The following is a 20,117-nucleotide window of genomic DNA, read 5'->3' as shown; positions in this document are numbered from 1 at the left end:
TACTCGTCCAATCTTCCGACACTCACCGAACGGCAAGGCGAGTGGAATCGATGATGATGTCCCAAGTCGGGACCAGCAGTGCGGTAGCGATGGCGCGCTTGGAGAGTACAAAGGCTCCGGTCAGGAGCTCCACGGTGACCTAGGCCACGTTTGACACGCCAACTTCCACATCGCACGGCTCCTCGCCCGGCCAACGCGGCGGCGAACCCGGCAGACCACGCGTTACCCGTGGTAGGACTTGGGAGGTCCTGACGTATTCTGTTCACTCATCTCATGTGATCAAGCCATAATGTGCCCACGGCAGTTGCCTCAAGCCCGAAGCCCGGCCCGAAGGAGTCCGAGGGTGTCGGTGAGCAGGTGGTGTTTGCGCCCGTTGATCTTCTTCCCGGCATCGAAACCTCGCGAGACATGGGTGACGGTGGCACATCGCCCGCCATTTGAGGCCGTTGTCGACCAGGTAGCGCACCGCGTCGATCATCTACCGATGGCAATAGCCTTCCGGACGGCCGCCCCGGCCCGCCAGCCACCCCGGTACCAGCAGCAGATCCCGCACCGACGCCCACTCTGTTTGTAAGCACTTCTTTGGGCGCCTGGTCAGCTGTGCCGGGCAGATGTCCGTGAAGGGCTTCTTCGGTGACTGGCACAGCCGTCGCAAGGAGGACGGCAGCGAGGTCACCGAAGTCGACGAAGCGGTTGAGGAACTGATCAGAGCCCAGCTAGGTTGCCGTGCCCCGGACGCCGATGGATCATCGACCCCATCAACGGCGTCAGCAGACGGTCGTGGCCGGGCGTGGTCTGGGGTGCTGGGTACTGCCTGGCCCGGAGCCGGACCTGCAGTCGGGATACCGTGTCCGGGTCACAGAACGGGCCAGCATTCGCGCAGCCAGGACCCAGATGCACAACCCGGTCGGCTGGCCGGAGGAACTCCTTATCGCTCTCCACCGTCAGGTCTTCCGCTGGAGGGCGACATGACGTTGCTGGCCACCAACGGTCGGCTCCATGACGCCTTCCTGCACCTGGTTGAGGGCTTGCCGCGCAGCCGTGCGCCGGGAAGCGAGGGGTTGTGCATCGGCAGGGAGGACCATATTGAACCAATATCAATTTAGTTTAGGGGCGCAACGGTAAGGCGTGGGCCTCATACGGCGTCATACGGCGGTGACGATTCTGACGGCGGCCTCCCGTCCCTCGGCGATCGCGTGCGCCACACGTCGCGGCACCACGGCGTCGCCGACCGTCAGCACCAGGGGGGCGGCGCAGTCCAGGTCGTCGTGCGGGCGCCGCTCCCCCACCACGACGACACCGTCCGCAGGCACGGTGGTGGTCCCTCCGGAGATGCGGTGGGCGACGGTGACGCCCTCGGGCCCGATGCCGTTCGCCGTGCACAACGGCAGGATCTCGAGTTCGCAGGTGCCCGACAGACGTTCCAGCAGTTGGACGCGGCTCTCGGGCGGGATCGCCCCGGCGAAGGCCGTGCCCGGGGTGACGAATGTGATGCGGGGAACTCCCGCGGCTACGGCCAGTTCTACGACGTCGCACCCTGGCCACCAGCCGAACCCGTCGTCTGCCACGAGCACATGTGCGGCACCGGCCAGCGACGGAACTCCCCGCGCCAGGGCGACCGACGAGGCCATGGCGCCGGCGTCCAGCAGCGGCGATGTCTCCACCGCGCCCGTGGCCAGCACCACGGCGTCGAATCCTTCGAGTTCAGCCGGCTCCGCGGTCTGCCCCAGCCGTACATCGACACGCGCGGCGGACAGCCCCCGTTGGTAGAAGCCGAGCAGCGCGGCCCAACCGGTGCGATGGGGTGCCAGAGCCGCCGTGGACATCTGTCCGCCCAGCCGGTCGGCGGCCTCGAAGAGGACGACATGCGTCACCCCGGCATGGGCAAGGCTCAGGGCACACTCCAGGCCCGCGGGTCCCGCCCCCACGACGGCGACGCGCCGGCCGGTGGCGCGTGCCGGGACCCACGCGCGCACCAGCGGTGCGGCCGGTCGACGCGGTTCGCCGGGCGGTGCGAGGTCCGGGTTGACCACGCACAGCAGCACCGGGTCGAACGTCCGGCAGTCCTCGTTGCAGGCCACGCAGGGCCGGACTTCCGTCGCACGTCCGGTGAGCACCTTGTGCGGCAGGTCCGGGTCGGCGATGAGTGCGCGCGCCATCCCCACCAGGTCGGCTCCGGCCGCCAGGGCGTCGCCGATCGAGGCCGCGGTGCGGAAGGCGTGGGAGGCCACGAGCGGCCGGGTGACGAGTGGCCGCAGGCGCGCCAGATCGTCCAGCACCGGGGGGCGTTCGGTGGCCATGTCACGGACGTACGTGGTCCGCACGCCGACGGTGACGTTGACGTAGTCGACCAGCGGATCCACGGCAGGCAGCAGCACGCCCAACTCGTCCGGCGTCAGCGCCACGTCCTCCGAGGCGTCGACGCTGAAACGGATGCCCAGCAATGCGTCGGCTGACAGCCCGCGAACCGCGGCGATCACACGTTCCAGTACCTCGAGTCCGTCACGGCGCGGGTTCGTGCGCGGCGAGAGGAACTGCTCCAGCAGATAGGCGTGAGCGGCGTGCAACTCGATGCCGTCGAACCCCGCCTCCAGTGCGTGGGCGGACGAAACGCGGAACGCCTCCACCACATCGTCGACATCGCCGGCGCGCAGAGCACGCGGCGCCGTCGGCTCACGGGGAGAGCGCACCGCCGAGGGGGCGACCGGCGCGTAGTACGACTGCGCACCGAGCGTCTCCCGGCCAAGATGGACAAGCTGGCAGACCGCGACCGCGCCTTCGGCATGGATGGCCTCCACCCGCTTCCGCAGCGGACCCACCGCCTCCGGACGATGGAGCTGAAGGATGTTCCCCTGCCGCGGCGCGGACTCCGGCGCCACCGTCGTACCGCCGCACACCAGCAGCGCCGCGCCACCGGCCGCCAGACGGCCCCAGTACTCGGCGTCGCCGCCAACCGGCAGCCCGTCCCGTACGAAACCGCTGGCGTGCGCCGTGGCGACCAGCCGGTTCCGCAGTGTCGACGAACCGACGGCCAGCGGCGCGGCGGCCGCCGGAAGATGTGAGTCGGCCATGCGCTCTCCGGCATCGGCCATGATCACGACTCCGCAGGGGTGACGGCGCTCTCGCCCGCGACGGGGCCGGCGAGACGTCCGCGGATGATGTCCGATATCCGTTCCGCGGCGGCGATGACCGGCAGGTTCGTGTTGGCCCGCGGCACCTCAGGGAACACGGAGGCGTCGGCGACCCAGAGCCCGTCGAGGCCGAGGACGCGGCCGGACGGATCGACCACCGCACGGGGGTCGTCGGGCGCGCCCATGCGGCAGGTTCCGCAGATATGGCCGGTGTCGCCTATGGTCTCCATCAGCCAGCGGTCGACCGTCGGGTCGTCGGACAGCGCGTCGAGGCTCCGGCCGGTGATGTCGATGGCGATGTGTTCGAAGGCGGTGTCGAACGGTCCGCTGCGCAGCAACTCCACGCAGTGCTTGACACCGTCGCGCATCCGTACGAGGTCCGAGGGGTCGCTCAGCAGATCCTGGTCCATCACCGGATGCGCGTCGGGGTCCGCGGAGGCCAGGCGCAGCACGCCGCGCGAGAACTGCTGGTTCGCCCACAGACAGAGCAGGCCAGGACCGCCCGCGGCGTGGCCGCCACCTGCGCCGCCCCAGGTTCCGCCGGTGCTTTTCGCGACGAGGTGGGAGTCGCCCGGGTTCGGCAGGGCGAGCGTCTGGTTGATCGAGGTGATCATCATGTCGTTCTCACCCGCTCCCGCCAGCCCGGAGGAGTAGCGCAGACAGCAGTTGGCATGCCGGGCATTGATGTCGGGCTGTTTTCCGGGCCGGGCGTACAGCCAGAACAGCGCCAGAGGATGTTCCTGCATCCCCTCACCGACCGGGAGCGCCGCCACCGGGCCGTTCGGCCCGATGCCGGATCGCAGCAGGATCGCCGGGGAGTGCACCGCTCCGGCACACAGGACGACGTGCTGGGCACGGACTTCCGTCCAGTCGTCCCCCCGGCGTACTCGCACCCCCACGGCCCGGCCGCCCTCGATGAGCACCGTGTCCACCGTCGCGCCGCCGAACACCCGCAGATTGGGACGCTGTCGGGCCGGCTCGAGGTAACCGTCGTTGGTCGTGACGCGCGCACCGTCGCGGGAGCTGATGGCGTACGGCGAGACACCGGTCCCGGTGGGCCCGTTGTGGTCGTCGCACCAAGCGTGACCCCGCCCCAGCGCGGCCTCGGCGAGCGCGTGGTCGGCGGGGCCCCAGTCCTCGCGGCCGAGCCGCTGCACCGGTATGGGCCCGCGATCGCCGTGGTGAGGGCGGTCACCGAAGTCCGCGTCGCTCTCCATGCGTCGCAGGTACGGCACCATGTCCGCGTACGACCAGCCGGGACAGCCGTACGCCGCCCATCGGTCGTAGTCGTCCGGCATGGCCCGGAAGGCGATCATGCCGTTGACCGACGACGAACCACCGAGGCCCCGTCCGCGCACATGCGGCCGCGGCGCCTGCGCGCGACTGCGCCGTGACGTAATGCCTGGCCACTGGAACTCCGCGCAGGCCGTCTCGTCCAGTGCCCGCCAGCCGTTCATACTGCGCAATTGCGGTGGGGCGTCGGCGGACCGCCAGTCGCGCCCGGCCTCCAGCAATACAACCTCGCTGGCGGGATCCTCGCTCAGGCGTGCCGCCAGCACGGACCCGGCGCTACCGCCGCCGACGACCACCCAGTCGGCTTCCAGTGCCGGCTTCATGATGCCCCCACCTTCATCCACACACTCTCTCCAACGGACAGATCCTCCAGCGAGGCGGCTCCGCGCCGGATCGCGCGCATACGACAGACATTGAACTAACTTCAATTCTGTGGGGAGCGTACTGGCCCGAAGGGAACAGCGGCAAGACTCGTACCGGGCCTTGATGTCGTACCACCCCGCCCACCCGTCAACTCCCCGCAGAGAACCCTGCGCTGGCAGGTCAGCCGCTGGTCTCGGCCTTTACGCGGTGGCGTGCGGCTGCTGGGGCGCGGGATGGGGCAGGGAGATCTTCTGCGTGAGCTTGTCGCCTTCGACGTCGAGGTCGGGCAGTAGGCGGTCCAGCCGGGCGGGCAGCCACCAGGCTTTCTCCTGCGCGAGTGCCATGGTGGCGGGGATGAGGGTCATGCGGATGACGAAGGCGTCGATGAGGATGCCGGCGGCCAGCGCGAAGCCGGCCTGTTTGATCATGGGCTGGGGGTTGAAGATGAATCCGGCGAAGACCGAGACCATGATGGTGGCCGCCGCGACGACGACGGAGCTGGCACGCGCGAATCCCGTGACGGTGGCCTCGAGCGGAGTGGCACCGTGGACATGGGCTTCCCGCATGGAGGTGACCAGGAACATCTGGTAGTCCATGGCGAGTCCGTACAGGACGCCGGTGATGATGATGGGCAGAAGGCCCACCACAGGGGCCCTGGCGTCGAGCCCGATCAGGCCCTGGAACCAGCCCCACTGGAAGATAGCCGTGGTCAGGCCGAAGGTGGCGCCGATGGAAAGCAGGAAGCCGAGCGTGGCCATCACCGGGATCATGAGGGAGCGGAAGACCAGGAGCAGGACGATCAGGGAGAGTGCGAGCACGGTTGCCACGTAGGCAACTGCGCGGCTTCAGCGATCGACTGCCAGTCGGGTTTCTCTGCCCAGCCGCTGTCTCATGACGGCCATCATGGGGTCTGCTTGCCGTGCGGTAGCTGGGCTCAGCAGCATCTGCCGTCACGCATCTCCGTCAGAACATCGAACTCGATCGGGATCTCGGCGATGCGCCGCTCCCTGTATGTCTTTTGCTCGTGGACGTGCTTGGGTCGGCGCGGGCAGGCGTCAGCCGACGAGCCGGTTGTACTTGCGGATCTGGCTGTAGAAGATCCGGGAGGGAGCGATGCGGCGCAGCGTGCTGATGCGTCCGGCCATCGGGCCGGCGGTGTACCGCACCTTCGGATGGGTATCTGTCGCTGCCGCCACGATCGCCTTGGCGACGGTGGCCGGGTCGTCACCGTCCCTGACGGCCGCGGCGATCACCTGATCGGCGACGCGACGCTGCTTGTCGTAGACGTGCAGGGGCGTGTCGGGCTGCGTGCTGTTCGCCTCGAACCCGGTGTTGGTCCCGCCGGGCTCGACGAGAAGGACCCGCACGCCGTGTTCCCGGACCTCGTGATCCAAGGACTCGGAGTACCCCTCGACCGCGTGCTTGGACGCGGCATGGGCAGCCAGGTACGGCGCCGGGATGAGCCCGAAGATGGAGGAGAGGTTGATGATGCGTCCGCCTCCCCGGGCTCGCATGTGCGGCAGCACCTCCTTCACCATGCGCATGACGCCGAAGACGTTGATGTCGAAGACGCCCTGGGCCTGCGCGACGGAGTTTTCCTCGGCCGCGCCCGTCAAGCCGATACCGGCGTTGTTGACCAGGACGTCAATCCGTCCGAACCGGTCGGCCACCTGCTGGACCGTCGCGCTGACCGACGTGTCACTGGCCACGTCGAGGTCGAGGAGGGCCACTCCGTCGACCGGGGCGACGCGCGAGGTGTCGCGGCTTGTGCCGACCACGTCGAAACCCGCTTCGACCAGCGCGAGCGCGGCCGCCTTCCCGATGCCGGATGACGCACCCGTCACGAGTGCGATCGGCCGATTTGTCGTCACCATGGACTCCCGAAGCCACTGAGAAACCGATCGGTTTCAGCCACGGTAAACCGATCGGTTTTCACGTGCAAGCCCGAGGAGGGAACTCATCGCGGACCGCGTCGCCGACTACGTCCGCCAATGAGCGCACGACCTTCCTGGCGCAGGGCATGCCACTCGCAGAACACCTCAGCCACGAAGAGTCGGTGCGTCAGCGCATGTCTGCAGCATCCAGCAGGGTGACCACAGTGGGCGCGATGAGTCCTGTGAGGTTGTCGGCTCCGATCCCCGCGCGAGCACTGGCGCCGTCGAAGACCAGACTGAGCTGCCGGGCCAGCAGGTCCGGATCGCTCGCGCCACCCTGCTCGGCCTCGGTCCGGAAAAAAGCTGTCAGATTCCCCTTGATCCGGTGCGCCACCTGACTCGCAGGGTGGCTCTGATCCTTGAGTTCGATCTGCACCGCCAGGTACCGACAGCCTCGGAACTCGGGAGCCCCCGCCTGCGATTCCACGTTCTCGAAGACGCGCAGGATCCGCTCGCGGGGTGAGCGGCCATCGTCCGCCGCAGGCAGGAGCCTCGCCACGAAGGCAGAAGCGCGCTCCTCCAGACTCGCCGCCAGCAGTTCCTCCTTGCTGTCGAACAGCATGTACATCGAGCGCTTCGAAACCCCCGCCGCCTTGCACAGCGCCTCGACACCGATGCCCACACCGTCTCGGTAGGTGAGCGTGGCCGCCGCCTCCAGCAGCCGCTCTCGGGAACTGGGCTTCGCCTCGGTGCTCATAGGAGCAGGATAACTCGATTTCAGCGAAATAAAAACCGATCGGTTTCCAGGGTGTCTCGGGCGAAATCCGGCGCCGCGCACAGTCGATCGGCCACCTGAACTGTGCCAGGGCTCCGCGCGACACGAGGACGCAGCCCCGCCGTGACGTTCCGCTACGCCGGGACGGCGGTCTTATCAGGCTTCGTCTCGACGGGGACGCGGTGCAGTCCCTTGCGGTCGTACCAGCCCGTCAGGCCGAAGCCGAACAGCACCGCCACCACGAGACCGACGGCCATCATCACCCATCCCCGGGCCAGGCCGGCGTCGGCCTGGGCGTCGTAGTAGAGGATCGAGCGGACACCGCCGGTGATCTGCCGCAGCGGCTCGAACTCCGCGAGGAAGCGGTAGAAGCCCGGCAGCGCCTCGATCGGGGTGGTGGCACCGGCCGTCGGCACCGCCATCCCGATGAAGACCAGCGTGACGACCAGCATGCCGGGCGTGCCGAACACGGCGAGGAGGGTGAGCGCACCGATACCGGAGACCGCGATGGCACACACCGAGTACAGCCACAGCAGCGGCAGGTGGGAGGCGGCCATCCCCATGATGCCGACGGCGCCGACCAGGACCAGGGTGCCCATTAGCAGCGACAGAGCGATCATGAGTGTGCTGCTGATGGCCAGGGTCTGCGCCCTGGTCGCCCGGATCAGCGGACGGTGCAGGCGCAATGGGCCCATGTCGTTGTGGGTGTAGCCGAGGGCGTGGTCCGTCTGGCCGCTGATGACATTGGCGGAGAGCATGCCGCAGACCACGAGGACGAGCGCGTAGTAGAACGCGGTCAGGCCGAGGCCGCTGTGCGGGTCGAGCGGATGGCCGTCCTCAACCGCGACGGCGGCCGGGTCGGCCAGCAGGACGCGCGCCGCGGCGGGCAGCTTCGCCTGCTCGGCCACGGTCTGCGCGGTCAGTTCCTTGCCCAGCTGGCGCGAGGCGCTCTCGGCCGCCGTAGTCGAAGCCGCCCGAGCCATGCTGGAGCCCAGGCTGCCGGCGGACTGGTTGGTCAGCACCGTCAATGTCGGGCGAACCGGGCTCTTGGGGCCTGCGGTGCCGGTCAGTGCGGTGACGGAGGAGGTGAAGTTGTCGGGCACGACGAGCGCGCCGTACAGCTTGCCCTCGCCGATCTCCTCCTTCACCTCCTCCTCGTCCATAATCTTCCAGTCGATCTTGTCCCCGCTCGTGATGGATTTCTTGATCGACCCGGTGATCCGCGCTCCCAGATTGACCTGCTTGCCGCCGACAGCGGCCCCCGCGTCAACGTTGACCAGACCTACGGGGAGCTTCTTCATGTGATCGGCCGGATCGATGTTGGCGCCGACGTAGAACACAGCGAACAGCAGCGCGAGGACGCCGGTGATGGCGCCGTTGACGATCCACAGCGGCTTGGCTCGCAGGACGCGGAAGGGGCGGATTTCATTCATGACTCACTCCGGTCTGGACAACACGGCTACATCGGGAGGAGACCGGACGGCGTCATCACCGAGTACGGGTGCGGGCACAGTGCGCCAGGTCAGGAGGACGCGGAGCGTTCCGCCGGGGGCTGCCACCCGCCGGTGACTTCCTTGACGGGCTTGTGGGGGAAGCGGCGCTGAGCGTATTCCTGCGCGTGTGAGCCCGGCAGGACGTAGAGGGTTTCCCTCTTCTCCTGGAGCGGTCGCAGCACGGTGTCCATGAAGGTCTTGCGGTCCTCCAGGTACGGGCCGAGGACGTCTTCGCCGCCGGGACAGACGGCCATGCAGTAGCCGGACTTGTAGCCGGGAGGAGAGGCCAGGCTCTGCCACATGGAGGCGCTTTCGGAATCGGTGACCCGGGAGCGGTAATCGGCGGCGTCCTGGCTGTCGGCCACGGTCTGCGCCCAGTCGGTGAACCCGCTCATGAACTCACGGTAGTTATGTGTGGTGCAGGCGAAGAAGTCGAAGTCTCCGTCCTTGCTGATGGCGCCGACCGGGCAGGAGGCGACGCACAACTTGCAGTCGATGCAGGGGTTGTAGTCCAGCGCCTGCCCGTACTCGCTCACCTGGGCATCCACCAGGACGGTGGCCAGCAGCACGAAATTGCCGAACTTGGGGTGGATGACGTTGCGGTGCAGACCCATCACGCCGAGCCCCGCTGCCACCGCGACGGTCTTGTGCGCCACCACCCAGATCCGCTCATTGGGGAAGCGGTCCATCTCCTGGGGGAAGCCGACAGACGGATTGAGCGCGCGGTAGCCGGCGTCCTGCAATGCTCGGGTGACGCCGCGGGCGGCATGGTTGGCCTGCTCGTCGGTCTGGTGGAACTCCTGGTTGGCCACACTGCGAGCCGGGGAGCGGCAGTTGTCGCGGTTCATCCGGACCACCATCGCGATCAGGGTCCGCGTGCCGGGCAACGCGGCCAGCGCGTGCTCCCGCTCGCCGGCCAGGTCGGGGTGGTCCAAACTGACCGCGGCCGCGTCGTCCGCACCAGCCGCCAGGCATAGTTCGCGCAGCCAGCCCGCGTCGATCACCGCCGATGGGCTCGCCACGTCACCGGCCCCTCGCCGGGCGAGTACGGCCTGCACCGACGGGTGCGCAGCCAGCTTCCTCGGAAGCTCCGGAGCCGGAGGTTGCCGATCGGCGTCGCGCGCGGTAGTCATCCGATCCCCTGGTCAGCGTAGTTTTCGATCCCGCCCCATGGCGGAAACCGATCAGTTTCCATCACCGTAAACCGATCAGTTTCATCACGCAAGCCCGAGCGGCGGGCGACTTTCGGCAGGGCACGTTGACGTTCACCGCCGGACAGGGCCGTGAACCGGCGGCCGGTGCACCCGTCCATGCCCGACGCCGGACAGCGCCTTGGCGACGGTGCCGCGATCGGTTGCGTCCTCTCCGGCGAAGGCCCTTTCGTACGGCGTGCGGCCCATGGCGACGACCTCGCGCACCGTCAGTTCGAAGTCGCTGCCCCGCTCCTGGGGCAGGGCGGCGATGTGCTTGGCCGACTGAAGCGGTGGCACCTGGCGCAGGTCGTTACCGTCCAGCAGTACCCGTCCGGCGGTGGGTTTCTGGGTCTGCTGACGGCGGGTGGACCGGCTCGCCACGCGCCCCGGCGGCACCGTCGAACCAACAGGTGCTTCCCCCGAGACCTGTCTACGACGCCACGGGCACGGTCGCCGATCGCCCGTGCAAGGGGCCGTACCGGAGGAATCCGGTACGGCCCCTTGATCATTTACGGCGACGAATGCCCTGGGCCCGCGGGCCAGGGCACCTACGGGGCGGCGGTGCCATCTTTGCGCACCAGCCGGCCGTAAGCGTCTTCGAGTCTGCCCGTGATCTGCTCGACGCCGACGGCGTCAAGGCCCTTCTGTCCCGCCACGCCAGCCTTCGCCGCCGATGACGCGGAGTCGAACAGGGCCCAGGAGTCGGCCGTGTAGTCCGTCTGCGCCGGGCTTCCGATCTTCTCCAGGCCGTCCCGGATCGGTGTCGTGTCCACAGTGCCGTCCACGTCCCCGGAGATGGCGTTGAACGCGTCGAGAACGATCTTTCCGGACTTGAGGACGAACCTCGCCGTGTGCGCGCCGTCGGACAGACCGCGGAGCGCGTACGTGGCGAGGCGCTTGTCGGTCGTGGCCGTCTTCGCGTCCCGTGCCATCAGCTTTCCGTCGACGTAGACATCGACGACGGCGGTGCCGTCGTTGCCGCCGATGACGTCGATGCCCGTGCCGGTGAACGGGACGCTGAACGATGCGCCGGCGGTCGTGCTGGTCGACGTCGACCGGTACCAGTCCATCGCGTCGCCGAGGGCGGCGTTCCTGCTCCACGTGCCGTCATAGGTGACCGAGCTGTCCATGTTGTCGAGCTGCGCGCGGGCGTAGGGCGTGTACCCGTCGGCCTTCTCGACCTTCAGGTTGTCGAACCCCGTCTTGTGGAAATCGGTTCCGAGCTTGACGCGCCCTTCCGTCTGCGGAGTCGGGTCCTGGTAAGTGGAGACAGCCTTGCCGTCGATGTAGGCCGTGATCGTCGCGCCCTTCGCCTCGATGGCGAGGCGGTAGCTGTCGGATGCCGCGACCGTTCCCGACTTGACGGCCGTGCCGTATTCGTAGAAGGTCCAGGCGCCGGTCGGTCCGATGCGCACGTTGTAGGCGGCGTCGCTGATCGCCATACCCTTCTGCTGACGGACGCCCAGGGCAGCAAGTCCGCCGTCCGGGTCCGGGAACGAGACGTCGACCGTGGCCCGGTAGTTCTCCCAGCGGAAGTCGCCGACCGTCGTGTTCGGGGTGTTGCGGTTCCAGGCGCCGGTGTCCTTCATGGACTGGTCCATGTACTGGTACAGGACGTTGTTGCCGCTCGCGTCCTCACCGACCTCCCAAGCGCCGGTCTGGTCGACCATGTAACGAGGCTGATTGCCGCGCGACCTCAGGTAGGGCTGGGACGCCTTGTGCGCGCCGTTGCCGGTGCCGACCCGGACCTTGGCCTCCTCCTCGTACCCGAAGTCGTCGGCATACAGGACGTTGTCGCGGGTGTTGTGCTTCTTGCCGGTCACGTCGGTGTCCAGCACCTTGCGGTCCCAGGACTCGGGCAGGCGTTGCTTCGTCGCCTTGTCGTGGCTCTTGTCGAGCGTCGTCAAGGTCACGATCGACCTCGGCTTGATCCTGTAGCTGTAGTATCCGTCGCCGCCGGGCCGGATTTCGTCGGCGAGGCGCTTGAAGTTCGCGTCGTAGGGCCGGCCCGCGTCCGGTCCGCGGGTTTCCCAGATCTCCATGGTCGGGTCGGAACCGAGTCGCATGTTCTCGGCTTTGATCCGGTAGGTCTTGGGCTGGTCGCTGTCGTTGACGACGATTGTCGAGAAGTCCTTCTTACGGGGATCCGCGAGCGTCATATAGCTGGGGGCCCCGTTGGAGCCGTCGATGTTGACGGTGCCGCTCGCCCCGCTGTAACTGGCCTCCGGCACGGTGCGCCAGATGCCCGCCGTGTTCGTGTCGTTCTCCCAGCCGGTCCTCGCGAACTGGGTGAAGTGCTGCATGACATAGAGGGCCGCGTCATAGTGGAGGTAGCCCGACCACGGGTCACGCGCGCTGACGAGTTCCTTGTGGCTGTACTGCGCGCCTTCGTAGAAGGAGCCGATCGCCGGCTGGAAGATGTAGTGCGTCCTCTTCGAGTTGGCGTAGCTCTTGACCTGACGGTTCGCGAGATCGAGGGCGCTCTGGACGCCGCCGATGCCGGTGCTCGTTCCGTTCGGGCCCTCGGTGTTGCTGACGCGGTAGTCGGTGTAGCCGAAGGAGGCGGTCCCCTCGCTATACCAGACTTCCTTGTCCTCGTCGTACTTGTTCTCACCGGTCGCCAGCCTGGTGTACGGCACATTGGTGTCGCTGCCGGCGGCCCCGTCGTGCCGGTCCTCGGTGGTGTAGTGGTAGCCCACAGCATCGACGATGCCGAAGAGTTCCGCATCGCTGAGAACTGACGGCCCGATATTGAGGGTGTCGTTCTCGTCGGAGGCGATGATCTTGATGTTGTGATAGGCCTTCTCGGTCTTCTTGCGCTTTTCCGCCGGGATGCCGTAGCGAGGATCAGCGAAGTCTGTGTCAGCAAGAATCGCATTCTTGTACCACTTGATGAAGGTCTCGTTCGGATCCCGCGTCTCGTTCGTGTCCGGGTCGACGTAGTCGACCATGTACCCGTATTTCTCGTAGGCGTCGAGGATCGTCTCCTTGTACCACTTGTACATCTCGTTGGCGCCGGTGCCCTTGTTCCATTCGTTCTGCACCCATTGGGGCATGACCCAGCGGAGAATCGAGACCTTGAGCTTCGGATTGACCGTCTTGGCGTCCGCCGCCAGTTGGAAGCCTGGGGAACGCGACGCGTCGGCGAGTTCGTCCGCTGCGCGCATGGTCGCCGGATCGGAACCGGTCGATGTGTTCGTGTCCGAACCCATCTCGATCTTGACATGGTTGATCAGGGGGTTCTTTCCACCGAACAGCACCCGGATGAGCTGCCAGTACCGGTCAGGGTGCTCCGCCTTGTAGTCCATCAGCAGGTTGCTCGTGCTGTTGCAGCTGAGAACGCCGAGGCCCTTGTAGGTCAAACCGTTCACGTTGTCGGCGCGAACGTCGGCCCCGTTGACCACCACCTCCACGGGATCGTCCGCGGCGTGGGCGGCGGGGGTGATCACTCCGGCCGCGAGTGCCATGGTGGTTGCCGCGACAAGCGACATCCAGCCGAGTCTTCGCTGTGAGCCCATTCCGCTTCGACTCCTTCGTCTCGTAGCGCGCACCGATGCCAGACGTTCGAGATACCGAAAGGTGTTCGCAATTCCGGAAGGACCGTAGATGGTAAGCGATTTCTACGTCAATCCCTGTGCAGGCCGGCGGTATCGCCGTCGGATCGCCATGGTGCTCAAGCCCATCTACCTGCTCGACCTGGGCGAACAAGGCGCCGTCGCGCGGGTGGACGCGCCAGGACGTCTGCCAGCCGCCGACCGGGAGGCAGAACAGCAGCCAGGCCCGTCGACGCCGGCCGCTGGGGCTGTGACTGCGTTGGCCGGGTTCGCGGCTGTGGCCTGGGCGGCAGAAGAACAGGAGGGTGCTGAAGACGAGGTGGGAGCATGACCGACCACGGGCTGGCCAAGGTGCGCGAGTACTACCGGTTGGTCGAGGCGGACGACGTGCGCCGCCGCGGACGGCGGCCGGTCCTCGTGAACGGCGTGTTCCATGGCGTCCTCAAGGACGGCAGCGAAGTCACCCTGAAATTCGCCGACTTCTTCGAACTCGACGAGGACCAGCGCTTCGCGAGGCGGGACACGTATTTATTCCTGCCGTTGGCCAGGGCGGCTTCAAGTTCCGGGATCGCGTAGATCGTCGGGGCCGTTCACGGGTGGGGCTGAGCTGGGGCTTTGACCGAACTCAAACCGCCGTTCCCCATCGAGTGGAGATCATCACCCGACTGCGCGCATAGTGCAATCATATATGTCTCCGGCCCTCCGCAGCAGTGCCGCTCCGCCGACCTGATCGGCTGCAGCGTCATGGGTTTTCCCGTTACTGCACAGTGCGGCCGATGAGTTCGTGGCTCCCGGCCGGTCCAAGCTCGTGACACCCCAGGAAAGGACACCGCCATGTCGGAGCTTCTCGTCGACTTCATCACCTCCCTCGACGGCTACGCATCGGGAGAGGGATGGCCCGGGTTCTGGGGCCTGGAGGGCCCGGAGTACCTCGCATGGCTCGGCGAGCAGCCCGAAGCCACCTACCTGATGGGAGCGAACACCTACCGCCTGATGTCGGGCTTCGCCGCAGGCGAGGTCCCGGATGGCCAAGACGAGTTCAGGCCCGAAGAAGAGGCGTCCGTCGACGAGCTCACGCAAGCGTCCAAGGTGGTGTTCTCCTCCTCACTCGAGGAGCCACTGACATGGGCCAACTCCACGCTCGTCCGCGACGACGCCGTCGAGGCGGTCCGCGCCATGAAGTCGAGTGGCTCAGGACTCCTCAGCACGATCGGCAGCCTCAGCCTGTGCCGGTCCCTGCTACGAGCCGGACTCGTCGACCGCTTCCGGGTCGTGATGTTCCCGGTGATCACCGGGGCCACGGGCGAAGAACGCATCTACGACGGCTATCCGGACGTTGCCCTCGAGATGATCGAGCACCGCACCTTCGACGGCCGCATCCAGCTGGTCGAGTACAAGCCCCGCGTGCTCGAGCACCCGCCGCTCGGCGTCCCTGCGTGACGTCGCCCCGTCCGCCGGTCTGGACGGCCGCCAGGCCGGCGCCGGCGGGCAGCCCGCGGAGCAAGACCTCATAGGGGGCGAAGGGCCAACGTCAGCACGCCCGGCCTGTCGATCGTTGTCGCCGCGGGAGCCGTCGTGGACGTCTACCGCATCGGCGACTCCGGCGCCGAGGCCACGTGGGCGCCGATGGCCGGAGCGAGGGGAGGGCCCCGGCGCGTCGGCGGGCTCCGGAAGCAGGGATCCCGCGCATCCCGCATTCTTCGACGCCTCCCGAGCGGATAACGGAGGCCGAGCAGGCGCTCGCCGCCTTCACACCCGGGCCGAACCCGCCGTGGGCCCGAGACGGTCGTACCCACCCCGCTGACGGACCTGGCCGCGGGGGGTGCCGCCACCCCGGGCCGACCGAACGCCCGCTGCCCGCGGAGGGTTTCGGCCCCGGATACCCCCACGGCCATGATTCATCTTTCTGACCAGATTTCAGATGACCGCTCTATTGACGCAGTCACGACACGTTTCTACGGTCTCAGAAAGCGCTTTCTCCCTGCTGTGTCAGCACGATCAGTTCAGCACCCCGAACAGCGCCCGCCCGGGCGTCATGGGCCAAGGCCACCTCATACCCCCACAACCGAAGAATCTGGAGACAGGCGATGCAATCGAGAGCCGCAACAGCATCGATCGGCCTGCTGGCAGGCGCGCTCATCACGCTGTCCGGCACCACAGCGCAGGCCGTTTCCGTTCACGGCGATCGCGGCAGCGCCACGCCCGCGACCGCGAACGTGAGTGCGGTGAAGGCGGCGAGCACCGTCCTCTACGTCGCGCCGGACGGCAAGGACAGCGCGTCCGGAACGCAGTCCACCCCGACCACGCTCACCTCGGCGATCAGCCGCATCTCGTCCGGCGGGACGATCTACCTGCGCGGCGGGACGTACACGTACTCCTCCACCGTCACGATCCCCGTCGGCAGCAACGGAACCTCCAGTGCCCGCACCACCCTGTCCGCCTACCCGGGCGAGAAGCCGGTGCTGGACTTCTCGGCACAGAGCGAGAGTTCGTCCAACCGGGGCATCCAGCTGAACGCCGACTACTGGCGTCTGTACGGCCTCACCGTCCAGCACGCCGGGGACAACGGCATCTACGTCGGCGGCAGCAACAACGTCGTCGAGCGCACGGTGACGGCGTACAACCGCGACACGGGGCTGCAACTCGGCCGGATCGCCAGCAGCACCCCCACGTCCCAGTGGCCGTCCAACAACCTGATCGTGAGCTCGGAGTCACACGACAACAAGGACTCCGGCGGCGAGAACGCCGACGGCTTCGCCGCGAAGCTCACCACCGGCACCGGGAACGTCTTCCGCTACGACGTGGCCCACAACAACATCGACGACGGCTGGGACCTCTACACCAAGACCGATACCGGCGCCATCGGACCGGTGACCATCGAGTACTCCCTCGCCTACAGCAACGGCACCCTCAGTGACGGCACCCAGAACAAGAACGGTGACCGCAACGGCTACAAGCTCGGCGGCTCGGACATCAAGGTCAACCACATCGTCCGGCACAACATCGCCTACAAGAACGGCCACCACGGTTTCACCTACAACAGCAACACCGGCACGATGACCGTCTCCGACAACGTCGGCATCGGCAATGTCCAGCGCAACTTCTCCTTCGACAAGGGAAGTTCGGTGTTCCGGAACAACACCTCGTGCCGCAGCGGCAGTGGCTCAAACGACAAGGTCGCCGGTGACGCAGATAGTTCGAACCAGTTCTGGCTCGGCTCGAACGGGTCGCACTGCTCCTCTTACGCCGGTGCCCTGGGCTGGTCCTTCGCCGGGGACGGCCACCTCGTCGTGACCTTCGGCAGCAAGGCGGTGACGCCGTGAGCAGTCAGTGTTCCCGTACCGGCGCGAGACGCCGACAGGAGCGACACCCAGCATCACGGACTCATGAGGAGGCGAAATGAAAAGACCACACGCAGTGCGACTCCGTGCGACGCTTGCCACGATGGCCCTCGCAGCCGCGGCCGGTGCGCTTCTGCCGGCGCCCGAGGCATCGGCGGCGGCCGGCGGAGCCACCGGCTACGCGACCCAGAACGGCGGAACCACCGGCGGCGCGGGCGGGCAGACGGTACGGGCCACCACGGGAACCGCGATCCACACAGCCCTGTGCAACCGGGCCAGCAGCAGCACGCCTATCACCATCGAAGTCCAGGGGACCATCAATCACGGCAACACCAAGAAGGTGTCCGGCGAGAGCTGCGACACCGCCGACGGAGTGATCGAGCTCAAGAAGGTCAGCAACGTCACGATCATCGGAGTCGGCAACGGCGCCGTCTTCGACCAACTGGGCATCCACCTCCGCGAGGCCAGCAACATCATCATCCAGAACGTGACCGTCCGCAACGTCAAGAAGTCGGGCTCCCCCACATCCAACGGCGGTGACGCCATCGGCATGGAGCGCAACATCCGCAACGTCTGGGTCGACCACACCACCCTGGAGGCGTCAGGCGGGGAGGCGCAGGGGTACGACGGCCTCTTCGACATCAAGGACAACACCCAGTACGTGACCCTCTCCTACAGCATCCTGCGTAACTCCGGCCGCGGCGGCCTCGTCGGGAACAGCGAGAGCGACCGCTCGAACAGCTTCATCACCTACCACCACAACCAGTACGAGAACATCGACTCCCGCGCGCCCCTGCTGCGCGGCGGAACCGCCCACATGTACAACAACCACTACACGCACCTCAACGAGTCCGGCATCAACTCCCGTGCCGGAGCTCGCGCCAAGGTGGACAACAACTACTTCGAGGACTCCAAGGACGTCCTGGGCACCTTCTACACCGATGTGGCCGGTTACTGGCAGGTCGGCGGCAACGTCTTCGACAACGTGACCTGGTCCGAGCCCGGCAGCGAGAACCACCCGGCCGGCCCCGACCCACAGTCCAACACCACGGTCAGCATCCCCTACTCCTACAGCCTCGACACGGCCGGCTGCGTGCCCAGCATCGTGAGCCGGACGGCCGGCGCCGACAAGGGCCTGCGGGTGTCGGACGGCAACTGCTCGTCGTAGACACCCGCACGACCGAACTCGGACCGGGTGAAGGGTGTCCGGAACCGTCCGCGAGACGCCGGGGAGCTGCCCCCATCAACCTGCCTGGCGCCCCACCGGTAGGCCATCGCAGTGCGCGCTGACCAGCACCGGACTTCGGATCCGCGGCGCCTCCGTCCTACGGCAGAGCAAACACATGCCTTTCCGTACTATCTACGACGTTGCCAAGCGGGAGTAGTTCCTGCTCCCGCACACGCATGAGATGCGCACACGCCGCGAGCGTCCGCCCACCCACTTGACCTCGCAGTACAGTTGAAGCGCCTCGTTACGTGAGCCGGTCTCCCGGGCAGACATGGGGCGGGCAGGCACCCTCCTCCCTCACGTCAGGGCTCTCGTGATCGCCGCCGCAGCGGCATGCAGTGCGCTGATCCACTCCGGCAGCCCTTCCCTGCTGAACCGCACACTGGGCATCGCCAGCGCGATCGGCGCCACGCCCCTCCCGGCGTGGTCCCGGATCTCGACGGCGGCCGCGGTGAGTCCGGCCTCGGCCTTCTGGTCATTGATGGCGAAGCCACGTTTGCGCACGAGAGCGAGCTCACGCCGCAGCCGCGGCAGATCCACCTCACCCACCGCCTCGTGGTTGCAGTCGTTGCGGTTGCCGGGCAGAGGCCGGCCGACCGCAACGACCAGCCGGGTATCGGCGTGGTCGGCGCGTCGGCTGCCGGTGCGGAGGGCTCAGCGGGACTGGTGAACAGCGCCATGGTCGGGCTGGGGGCGCGAGGTGATCGCCGCACTGCTCAACGGCTCAGGAGCGGGACGCGGGAGGACCCCGGACGCCGTTTTCCTTCCGCTGGACAGAAACCCGGCTTCCGGATGTCTTCAGCGCGCCTTACGGTGCTGTCACGCTGCGCGACCGGCAGCGCACCCGCGCCGCATCCTGGAGGTCCATCGATGCGTCCAACCCGTCGTTCGTCCAGAAGGACTTCGCCGTTACGGTCCCGGTCCCGTGCCGTGGCCGTGCTGATCGCCCTGGCGACCACCCTCGCCTCCGCACTGTTGACCGGCGCCGTCACACCCACCGCTGCCGCCGAGCGGCAGTCTCCGAGCAAGCCCACGGCCGCCTCGTCCACCGGGAACGGCTCCGTCCGCGCGACGATCCCGAACCCGACCACCGCTTCACTCGAGGCCACGAACGGGCCGCTGGCCACCGCTTCCTACACCGTTCCCCAACCGAGCGGGTACGGGTCCGGCACGATCACCTACCCGACGGCCGGCGGCTCCTACCCAAGCGTCGTACTGATGCCGGGCTATCAGGGCACCCAGCAGAACCTGCGGTGGCTCGCGCCCCGCCTGGCCTCCTGGGGCTTCGTCGTCATCAACGTCGGCACCTACACGCTGGGCGACGATCCCGCGTCGCGCGGCCGCCAGATCAGCGCCGCCGGCACCCAGCTGCTCTCACTCGGTTCCGCCTCCGGCAACCCGATCTACGGGAAGGTGAACGGCACGCTCGGTGCGGCCGGTCACTCGATGGGCGGCGGCGGGGTCATGGTGGCCCTCCGGGACGACTCCCGCTTCAAGGCGGGCGTGCCCCTGGCCCCGTACAACCCGAACCAGGACTTCTCCAAGGTCACCGACCCCACGTTCTTCATGACCTGTCAGAGCGACCCCGTCGCCCACGGCAACACCTACGCCCTGCCCTGGTACAACTCCATGTCCCAGGCCGAGAAGCTCTACATCGAGGTTCCCGGCGACCACCTCTGCCCGATGACCGGCTACGGCAACAAGGCCAAACAGGGCAAGTGGATCGTGTCGTTCTTCAGCCGCTGGCTGTACGGCGACACCCGCTTCAGCCCGTTCCTGTGCGGCGCCGCGCGGGAAGCGGACAAGAACAGCCCCTCCCTGGTCACGCGCTGGCAGGACACCTGCCCGTTCTGAGCGGACCCTCGCAGGGCT

At 67.4% G+C, this 20,117-nt stretch carries 14 protein-coding genes and 2 pseudogenes; 6 read left to right on the top strand and 10 right to left on the bottom strand.

The window, feature by feature from the left end:
• Nucleotides 1-1,145 precede the first annotated feature (1,145 nt).
• The 9 genes and pseudogenes from ACZ59A_RS38285 to ACZ59A_RS38245 form a co-directional block, all read right to left on the bottom strand.
• Nucleotides 1,146-3,092, bottom strand: a complete 1,947-nt coding sequence (locus ACZ59A_RS38285; RefSeq protein ID WP_470968698.1) for an oxidoreductase — start codon at nt 3,090-3,092, stop codon at nt 1,146-1,148.
• A 2-nt stretch (nt 3,093-3,094) separates the two neighbouring features.
• Nucleotides 3,095-4,747, bottom strand: coding sequence for a GMC family oxidoreductase (locus ACZ59A_RS38280; protein WP_470968696.1), 1,653 nt, complete (start codon nt 4,745-4,747; stop codon nt 3,095-3,097).
• Between the two features lie 240 nt (nt 4,748-4,987).
• Nucleotides 4,988-5,614: an MMPL family transporter gene (locus tag ACZ59A_RS38275; RefSeq protein ID WP_470968693.1), complete on the bottom strand. Its 627-nt coding sequence runs from the start codon at nt 5,612-5,614 to the stop codon at nt 4,988-4,990.
• 228 nt (nt 5,615-5,842) lie between these two features.
• Nucleotides 5,843-6,661 (bottom strand): oxidoreductase, encoded by an 819-nt coding sequence (locus ACZ59A_RS38270; RefSeq protein WP_470968690.1) that lies wholly within the window; start codon nt 6,659-6,661, stop codon nt 5,843-5,845.
• Nucleotides 6,662-6,848: 187 nt separating this feature from the next.
• Complete coding sequence (locus ACZ59A_RS38265) at nt 6,849-7,418, bottom strand: TetR/AcrR family transcriptional regulator (protein ID WP_470968688.1); 570 nt, start codon at nt 7,416-7,418, stop codon at nt 6,849-6,851.
• Between the two features lie 152 nt (nt 7,419-7,570).
• Nucleotides 7,571-8,869, bottom strand: a complete 1,299-nt coding sequence (locus ACZ59A_RS38260) for a DUF3533 domain-containing protein (RefSeq protein ID WP_470968685.1) — start codon at nt 8,867-8,869, stop codon at nt 7,571-7,573.
• An 89-nt stretch (nt 8,870-8,958) separates the two neighbouring features.
• Nucleotides 8,959-9,951: a 4Fe-4S binding protein gene (locus ACZ59A_RS38255; RefSeq protein WP_470968682.1), complete on the bottom strand. Its 993-nt coding sequence runs from the start codon at nt 9,949-9,951 to the stop codon at nt 8,959-8,961.
• Between the two features lie 227 nt (nt 9,952-10,178).
• Nucleotides 10,179-10,467: pseudogene (locus ACZ59A_RS38250) on the bottom strand (ATP-binding cassette domain-containing protein); the annotation flags it as partial.
• A gap of 203 nt (nt 10,468-10,670) precedes the next feature.
• On the bottom strand, nt 10,671-13,613 hold the full coding sequence (locus tag ACZ59A_RS38245; protein WP_470968680.1) for a GH59 galactosidase: 2,943 nt from the start codon (nt 13,611-13,613) through the stop codon (nt 10,671-10,673).
• A gap of 115 nt (nt 13,614-13,728) precedes the next feature.
• Between ACZ59A_RS38245 and ACZ59A_RS38240 the strand changes: the two genes are divergently transcribed.
• The 5 genes and pseudogenes from ACZ59A_RS38240 to ACZ59A_RS38220 form a co-directional block, all read left to right on the top strand.
• Complete coding sequence (locus ACZ59A_RS38240) at nt 13,729-14,007, top strand: hypothetical protein (protein ID WP_470968677.1); 279 nt, start codon at nt 13,729-13,731, stop codon at nt 14,005-14,007.
• Nucleotides 14,004-14,252, top strand: coding sequence for a hypothetical protein (locus ACZ59A_RS38235; protein ID WP_470968675.1), 249 nt, complete (start codon nt 14,004-14,006; stop codon nt 14,250-14,252). Before ACZ59A_RS38240 ends, ACZ59A_RS38235 begins: the two co-directional genes overlap by 4 nt.
• 258 nt (nt 14,253-14,510) lie before the next feature.
• On the top strand, nt 14,511-15,116 hold the full coding sequence (locus tag ACZ59A_RS38230; protein WP_466641623.1) for a dihydrofolate reductase family protein: 606 nt from the start codon (nt 14,511-14,513) through the stop codon (nt 15,114-15,116).
• A gap of 647 nt (nt 15,117-15,763) precedes the next feature.
• Nucleotides 15,764-16,999 (top strand): right-handed parallel beta-helix repeat-containing protein, encoded by a 1,236-nt coding sequence (locus tag ACZ59A_RS38225; protein WP_470968673.1) that lies wholly within the window; start codon nt 15,764-15,766, stop codon nt 16,997-16,999.
• 76 nt (nt 17,000-17,075) lie between these two features.
• Nucleotides 17,076-18,179, top strand: a pseudogene (locus tag ACZ59A_RS38220) (pectate lyase family protein); the annotation flags it as partial.
• Between the two features lie 363 nt (nt 18,180-18,542).
• Here the strand turns inward: ACZ59A_RS38220 and ACZ59A_RS38215 are convergent.
• Complete coding sequence (locus ACZ59A_RS38215; protein ID WP_470968671.1) at nt 18,543-18,794, bottom strand: IclR family transcriptional regulator domain-containing protein; 252 nt, start codon at nt 18,792-18,794, stop codon at nt 18,543-18,545.
• A 381-nt stretch (nt 18,795-19,175) separates the two neighbouring features.
• Here ACZ59A_RS38215 and ACZ59A_RS38210 point away from each other — a divergent pair, with 381 nt between their 5' ends.
• A complete protein-coding gene (locus ACZ59A_RS38210) occupies nt 19,176-20,099 on the top strand; it encodes a poly(ethylene terephthalate) hydrolase family protein (protein ID WP_470968668.1) in 924 nt (307 codons plus the stop codon).
• The last annotated feature ends 18 nt before the right edge of the window (nt 20,100-20,117 follow it).

The sequence above is a fragment of the Streptomyces sp. NPDC040405 genome (assembly GCF_055595765.1).
This window is presented reverse-complemented; position numbering and strand designations above follow the sequence as displayed.

What these genes read in the sequence shown, in the direction of transcription:
- ACZ59A_RS38280 (WP_470968696.1), bottom strand. Translation starts at nt 4,747, where the DNA reads ATGAAGCCGGCACTGGAAGCCGACTGGGTGGTCGTCGGCGGCGGTAGC.
- ACZ59A_RS38285 (WP_470968698.1), bottom strand. Translation starts at nt 3,092, where the DNA reads ATGGCCGATGCCGGAGAGCGCATGGCCGACTCACATCTTCCGGCGGCC.
- ACZ59A_RS38240 (WP_470968677.1), top strand. Translation starts at nt 13,729, where the DNA reads ATGGTAAGCGATTTCTACGTCAATCCCTGTGCAGGCCGGCGGTATCGC.
- ACZ59A_RS38265 (WP_470968688.1), bottom strand. Translation starts at nt 7,418, where the DNA reads ATGAGCACCGAGGCGAAGCCCAGTTCCCGAGAGCGGCTGCTGGAGGCG.
- ACZ59A_RS38270 (WP_470968690.1), bottom strand. Translation starts at nt 6,661, where the DNA reads ATGGTGACGACAAATCGGCCGATCGCACTCGTGACGGGTGCGTCATCC.
- ACZ59A_RS38235 (WP_470968675.1), top strand. Translation starts at nt 14,004, where the DNA reads ATGACCGACCACGGGCTGGCCAAGGTGCGCGAGTACTACCGGTTGGTC.
- ACZ59A_RS38245 (WP_470968680.1), bottom strand. Translation starts at nt 13,613, where the DNA reads ATGTCGCTTGTCGCGGCAACCACCATGGCACTCGCGGCCGGAGTGATC.
- ACZ59A_RS38260 (WP_470968685.1), bottom strand. Translation starts at nt 8,869, where the DNA reads ATGAATGAAATCCGCCCCTTCCGCGTCCTGCGAGCCAAGCCGCTGTGG.
- ACZ59A_RS38230 (WP_466641623.1), top strand. Translation starts at nt 14,511, where the DNA reads ATGTCGGAGCTTCTCGTCGACTTCATCACCTCCCTCGACGGCTACGCA.
- ACZ59A_RS38225 (WP_470968673.1), top strand. Translation starts at nt 15,764, where the DNA reads ATGCAATCGAGAGCCGCAACAGCATCGATCGGCCTGCTGGCAGGCGCG.